Below are 2720 nucleotides of genomic sequence, written 5' to 3'. Positions count from 1 at the left end.
TCCACGGCTCGAACATGCGGACGGTCGACAGCGTCGGCTGGCGCCACATGCACATGCTGGCGTCGCTCACCTCCGAGGACGGCAACACGCCGCTCATCAAGGGCTTCTTCGACAACAAGGAGCCGCCCACGCCCGCCGACGTCGCGCGGATGAAGGAGCAGGCGAAGTCCATGGATCTCGTCCAGATGGCGAAGAACCTCGGTGTCGCCCGCTACAAGTGGGACGACCCCTACATGGTGATCAAGGGACGCAGCTTCGAGACCTCGTTCAATCTGGACGGCATCTGGGGCGGGAACATGTACGCGGGCGGCGCCGGCGCGATCATGCCGAACAAGATCACATCGAAGCACAACTTCCGCTACGTGCCGCGCATGATGGGGCTCGACATCGTGAAGAAGCTGCGGGCGCAGATCGACGCCAACGGCTACAAGGACGTCGAGCTGAAGCTGATCGGCGACGTGCCGTGGTCGCGCGGCTCCTCGATGGACACCGACATCACCAACGGGCGCATCAAGGGCAACCAGCACATGATCGACCTCGGGCTTGCCACGGCGTCGCCGGTGGGAATTACCGCGGCGAACGCGACCCGGCCGGGTGTCGAAGAGGTGCCGACAGGCGGCTATTGGCCGTCGTACGTGTTTGCCGACGGGGAGGTCGGCGAGAAGGTGGGCAACATCCGCATCCCGATGGGCATGGGGCCGGGCGGCGGCATTGCCGACAACGGCGGGCGCGGCCACGCGGCGAATGAGTACTACATCGTCGAGAGCGTGGACAAGCTCGGCGGCATGGCGAACATGGAGAAGGTGGCGATCGCCGCGATCTACGAGTACGCGAAGCTGACGACGACGCCGGCGAAGCCGAAGGCGGCGGCCGCGAAGTAGCGCGCGGCCGGTCGCAGGGCGGCCATCGAGCAGGCTCTCGGGCCGGTCGGCCGACAGGCTGTCAAGGTGGCGTCCAGGCTGCCGGCTGCGCCCGGGCAGTCCGGTGGACGCCGGACGCCCGAGCGCTCAGCGCCGGCTCGTGTTCCGGACGATGGTCTTGATCCGTTCGATGTTTGGTTCGCGGATCGGGCAGGTGCTGTCGGTCGACACGCACTCGGCGAGCGTCATGCCGCACCCGCAGGTGCAGCGCTGCGCGTTGGCCTCGCGCAGCGCTGTCCGCCTCTGACCTTCTGTGAGGCTCGAGAAATCGACGACGCGGATGTCGTCTTCGCCGTACGCGACACCGGCCGTTTGCGAGATGCAGTAGCCCATCAAGCCGACGAGGAGGAAGGCGCCGCCGAACTTCAGGAACCGGCTGGAGGCGCTGCCGGACTTGCGTCGGCGGCCGGCTCTTGCGGTCCTCTTCGGAGGCGCTGCGGAGGAGGGGAGTCCGCGTCTGGTCATGGCTGTGGGCGGATTGTACTGCCACTTTCCGTGTCCGGCTGGTCTCGAGGTTCGGGGCCTGGGGCGCGTGCGATGCGTCGGCAGACGTCGCGAGAGCGGCTGCGCGGGGAACGTGCGGCAGATGCCGTGGTAAAATTACGGGTTGCCCGCCGGGCGGATGTGCACGCCGCGCGGCCTGCGAATACTCGCCAGAGTCCCTATCGTCCAGAGGCCCAGGACGTGGCCCTTTCAAGGCCAAAACACGGGTTCGAATCCCGTTAGGGACGCCAAATTATTTTCGGCGGGTTCAATCGATGTTAAGTACTTGAACGCAGGAGTGCTTACGCCGGTTCGAACAAACCGTCTTCCGTCGAACACCACTCCCTCAGGGAAGAACAGCTGCTGCAGGCGTTGCCGCTGATCGAGCGACGCCTGGACCCACAGGTCCGAGGCACGCGGTAGAACGCGATCTGCGAACGCCAGGATGCCTTCCACGTCGAATTTGTCGAGCATGTCGGCGTGACGGTCGATCTCCAGCAGCGTGAGCTTCTGGCGCAGTTTGCCCTTGTGACGGTCATAGGTGTCGTCCGATTGTCGTGGCGCTGTCGGCCGTTTGCCGTGGCCGCGAACCGCCGGGCCGTCTAGACTCTCGTCATCGGAGGTAGGAATGGACACGCCCGCGAACCCGACGCCGTCGTTCGTCGCGGTGAACCTGAAGAAGTGTCGGGACCGGCTTGCGTGGACACAGGCACAGCTGGCGGAAGCGGCGGGGGTCTCGGAGCGGACGGTCCAGCGTGCCGAGGACGGAGAGTCGGTGAGCGCCGAGACGCTGTCGGCCCTGGCCGGAGCGCTGAACGTGTCGCTAGACGATCTCCGGAACGCGCCGAAGGCCGAGCAGGAGCTTGCTGCCAAGTACCACGTGATCAGGCTGCTCGGATCGCGCGAGCGTCGGACTTCAGAGGCTTGGTGCCGGCGGACGCGCTGCAGATCGGCTACGACGGCCTGACCGACGAACAGGAAGACGCGGTTGCGGAGCTCGAACAGGCGCTCCGGGGACCTTGGCGACATCTGGCGTGCGTCAGCCCGGTGGCGCCTACGCGGACGGGCGTCAATTCCTTCACTGAGGGGCGCTCGCCGGCGATGCCGGCTCACGCTGACCAAGAAGAAGACGAACGGAGACCGGAGTACGAAGCACCTGTAACTGGCGTTGTTCTCCAGTAATCACTGGTCTGTCGGTTTTCAGGAGGAAGGCACCCCGGGTTTTCAAAACCATGGCACCCTGAGATGTCGCCCGGCATCTGCCCGCGCGGAGCGGTTGCTGGTGCGCTGTCGCAGTCTACACGGTTCTCATCCTTT

At 65.6% G+C, this 2720-nt stretch carries 3 protein-coding genes and 1 tRNA gene; 3 read left to right on the top strand and 1 reads right to left on the bottom strand.

Going from position 1 to position 2720, the window contains the following annotated elements:
• The coding region (locus tag IT540_RS18830) for a hypothetical protein (RefSeq protein WP_291181297.1) at positions 1-881 on the top strand (881 nt) is incomplete at its 5' end.
• A gap of 126 nt (positions 882-1007) precedes the next feature.
• On the opposite strand, the gene IT540_RS18825 is transcribed toward IT540_RS18830, so the two are convergent.
• Positions 1008-1385, bottom strand: coding sequence for a hypothetical protein (locus IT540_RS18825; RefSeq protein WP_291181296.1), 378 nt, complete (start codon positions 1383-1385; stop codon positions 1008-1010).
• A 193-nt stretch (positions 1386-1578) separates the two neighbouring features.
• Between IT540_RS18825 and IT540_RS18820 the strand changes: the two genes are divergently transcribed.
• Together IT540_RS18820 and IT540_RS18815 are read left to right on the top strand one after the other, a co-directional pair.
• A tRNA-Glu gene (locus tag IT540_RS18820) sits at positions 1579-1654 on the top strand.
• A gap of 377 nt (positions 1655-2031) precedes the next feature.
• A complete protein-coding gene (locus IT540_RS18815) occupies positions 2032-2370 on the top strand; it encodes a helix-turn-helix transcriptional regulator (protein WP_291181295.1) in 339 nt (112 codons plus the stop codon).
• The last annotated feature ends 350 nt before the right edge of the window (positions 2371-2720 follow it).

It is taken from the genome of Hyphomicrobium sp. (genome assembly GCF_020852195.1).
Classification (GTDB): Bacteria; Pseudomonadota; Alphaproteobacteria; order Rhizobiales; family Hyphomicrobiaceae; genus Hyphomicrobium_C.
The sequence above is the reverse complement of the archived record's forward strand: the minus strand, read 5'-3'. Positions and strand labels throughout refer to the sequence as shown.